We start from the raw sequence: 3,654 nt of genomic DNA, 5'->3' as shown, positions 1-3,654 counted from the left end.
CGTTGCCTGCTATGTAAAAGCGACCATCTAACTATGACAAATGAAATGACTTTTACAACTCATTCACTTTTTGACAATATAGCTTTTGACAAAGATGCTGACTGTTGGTATTTTTATTTTGCCGACAAAATATTTGCAAACTCTTCAGGTTTTTGGCGACTATTGATAGAAAAAAAAATTGAATTGGTTTCGCTTGACCATGAACAGCAATTTGGATTACCAAAGCCACTTGACTTGGTTGAAGAACTTTCAAGGAAATTAGCAGGGAAACATTTGACAAAAATTGAAGTTATTAAAGACACTTTTGATTTGGTGCTTTCATTAACAGACGGACATCGGATTGAAATTTATATTTCTTCATCGGGTTACGAAACGTATGACTTTTCTATAGACAATAAAAGATATATCGGTTTAGGTTCAGGCGACATTGCCATAATTGATAACTCGAAATATTGAATTTATTGCAGACACTTTTAAACTTCAACACAGACATTTTAATTTGACACATCATGCCAAAAAACATTCGTGACTTTTTCAACGCAAAGTTGGACAATATTCCAGACGACAGCTTTATAGAGGGAAATCCAGAAATTAATTCCGCTGGACATCCGTAAATAATTTCAGAAAGGCACTTCGCTACCTTGAGTGCAATTTGTTTGACACAATTGAAATCAAACAATTTGAGGACGGAACAAAAAATATCTTTTTCAAAAATCATCAGCTTGACGAGGTAAAACTTGCAGACGTTCAAAAACTTGTTGATGATTTGTATTTAGTTTACGGTCAAGATGATAATTATAAAGGCAAATTTAATTCCAAGGATAAGGAGGATTATTTGTCCAATGATTTTTACACTTATTCGGCAGAAGCTGGACAGATGAGAACAGAATTAAAACGCCAATTGACTTATCTATTGACAGAGATGTTGACACTATTTCTTTAAGTATTTGGGGTATTGGCATGGACTAAAATACAACTACACAGCAGGCAACAAAAGGTTTGGCAATAGGCTGGCTGAAGGAATAAGAATCGGCTGTAGTTCGCTATCAGCATAGGTTCCAGCAAACGAACAAATATCGGCTTTTTGTATTTACCTTCGGCTTTAGTTTTTCAATCGGCTGACGTTCGGGCGAAAGGTTCATTGAATTCCAGCCCATCGCCAAGCCTCACCGTTGTGTGCCATCCTAAGTTCGACCAACAACTGCAATCAATATGAGGACAAAACTACTAAAGCAATACACTTTCGTGTTTCTTGCGACTTTGCTCTTCGGTTTGCTCACTGGCTGTAGTGACACGGCGAAGAAAGTTGCCAACGACGAGCAACTATATTCCCGTAATCAACGACATCTATTTCACCTTATTGATGATTACAAGAAGAATTACTATGCAGCCGGCGAAGCAAATGAAAAAGAAAATATCCGTGCAATTTTTCAGGACAGAATGAAACAATTTCTTGTTGACTCGTTAGGACGATACATTGACAGCATGACTGTGACTGTTGACACTGTTTCGGAAAAAGACTGGCTTGTAACGACACAGTTTCATTCAAGGGACATAGAGTTCAAGTACGCCATGAAGTTCCAAGACAGTATGCCGCCTTCGGGAGAATCGATGTATAAGTTTATGAGAGGCTTTATCCCTGGACAACAGGTTACGATTGGCTTTGTTCACTTGGGCGGTGGTGAACTAAACTATCCTGACGATACGAGCAAGCGAACAATGCGAATCTTTGCCTATCCTGTGCCGATAAAAAGTTTTAAGTGAACAGGACGAGCACACAACATTGCATTGTTGCAAGTGTGACAGGACGTAATTCTATTAGGCTGACGAATAACAGGGGAACAAACTATCTTTATTCAACTGCATTGCTGCCAAGTCCACACCTGACAACAATGCTTTCACGTTAGCGGCAATGGCAGACGAACCTCTCTACGCATGACAAAGATATTTTTGGTGGGACTTTCGATATTTCTTTTGACCGGTTGCTTTTTTGGTGACGAAGCAACATCATACAAAAAACCGACAAAAGATTTTTGGCTTAATTGGTGGGCAGATAGTACTGACCAACATATTTTGTTAAGTACCTCTAAAGACGGAAATGGTGGTTCAATTGTAATTAAACCAACAGTATTTGCTGTTGGTTTCAATGATAATTTCATAATAGCAAAACAACACCCCGACAAACAAGAAGAAATTCAGGCACGACTTTTCAACCGAGACAGTTTAGAAGGTACATTTTTATTAACTGACCCTGCAGACACTATTTGGCTATCAAGCGAAGACAGTATTTATATGAAAAATGGCAAATGGTATCACATAAGCAATGGGTGGAATCCGCCAGCGAATTTGAAACCTTATAAAGACATCACGTATTTTCATATTGTCGACATTAGTCAATATCAAAGTGGAAAGTATGACAGTTACAAAGTGTTCACATTTGACAATGAAAAAGACTTTGTAAATAAACGCAAGGAACTTAACGTGCCAGAAAACTTGACTTTTACAATATTAAGTCCGACGCTTCAATAAGAAGTACAAAGCCACATACCGCTAACAGTGCATTGGCAATATGGCGGGCCGACGAATAAAATCTCAGCTTTTTGTTCGCTATTCAGCTTCAGTTTCGACAGACGAATAGCGCTGAGCTACAGAATAAACAATGAGCTTTTGTATCTTTAATCAGCAGCGGCACCGGGCGGACGGAACACAGAATACCGCCACATCGCCAATGCTTTAACGTTGTATGCAGTAGCCGTTTAAGCTTCTTTTTTCTTCATTGCAGTAATAGGACAGGAAAAATTTTCTTTCTAAATTTTTTTCGTATTATGAAAAGAAAAATAAAAACAAGCCTTATAAATAAATTGACATAGCATTTGAAAGAAAGAATATTTACGAGTTTGCATGAATGGCTTGACATTTTATTCTCAGTTATTTGAATTATTTGTCTAGACAAGGCATTGATATTTATTTTTTTTACAGCATTAGTTTGACATCAATATGTAGAAAGTTCCCAGAAATAATTGGAAACAATAACACACTAAAAAATGATTTCAAAATTTCGCAAAGAACTTTTCTCTTTAGAATAGTATGAAAACTGTTCTTGCAATTAATTTTTTATTATTTGCTGTTTTACATGACAAGGTTTTGCCTGTGTTATTTTGGGACATAGTAATAAATCCAAGTCAGTGACAGGACATAATACATTCACAGAGCTGAAAGTAATTAACAAAGTATGTTTTAAAATATTGCCAGACGGTTCAAATTATTTCGCATTGACATTTTACCAAGACATTAATACACAGACGAACAATTTTTTCCATTTAACAGACAGATGGATGTAAGAGCTACATGCATACAACAAGGGCTTTATGCAAGTGGGGCGGGACGGAACTCGTTAGGCTGTAGTTCTTTGTTGGGCAGCGGTAGGCAGACATTTTATATCAACAATTATTCATACTTTCAGCAATCAAATAAAAAATGGGTTGACCGTCGGTTGGGCTGAAGGAATACTAATCCCCACCTGAATAAAGCCCCGGGCGTTAGCAGCAAATTATGGACAACCCTAAAATTCTTACATTACTCGAAAGACAAAGAGATACTTTGTTCGACAAACTGAAAGAAACTTCTATTTCTGGTTTGTATAAGGAACAATAT

At 37.1% G+C, this 3,654-nt stretch carries 4 protein-coding genes; all 4 read left to right on the top strand.

From position 1 onward, the window contains the following. The first annotated feature begins 33 nt into the window (after positions 1–33). On the top strand, positions 34–456 hold the full coding sequence (locus JST56_03860) for a hypothetical protein (protein ID MBS1988102.1): 423 nt from the start codon (positions 34–36) through the stop codon (positions 454–456). A 196-nt stretch (positions 457–652) separates the two neighbouring features. Continuing rightward, positions 653–943 carry a hypothetical protein gene (locus JST56_03855; protein MBS1988101.1) on the top strand — a complete coding sequence of 97 codons (291 nt, stop codon included), beginning with the start codon at positions 653–655 and terminating at the stop codon, positions 941–943. Positions 944–1,245: 302 nt separating this feature from the next. Next, entirely contained in the window at positions 1,246–1,764 is a 519-nt protein-coding gene (locus JST56_03850; GenBank protein ID MBS1988100.1) for a hypothetical protein, read from the top strand. A 189-nt stretch (positions 1,765–1,953) separates the two neighbouring features. Beyond that, a complete protein-coding gene (locus tag JST56_03845) occupies positions 1,954–2,529 on the top strand; it encodes a hypothetical protein (protein ID MBS1988099.1) in 576 nt (191 codons plus the stop codon). Positions 2,530–3,654 lie beyond the last annotated feature (1,125 nt).

The sequence above is a fragment of the Candidatus Dependentiae bacterium genome (assembly GCA_018266175.1).
Lineage (GTDB): Bacteria > Babelota > Babeliae > Babelales > RVW-14 > JAFEAY01.
Note: the sequence above shows the minus strand (reverse complement) of the source record. Positions and strands in the feature narration are given on the sequence as shown.

Excerpts from the sequence above, each read along its gene's own strand:
- JST56_03860 (MBS1988102.1), top strand. The coding sequence starts at position 34 with ATGACAAATGAAATGACTTTTACAACTCATTCACTTTTTGACAATATA.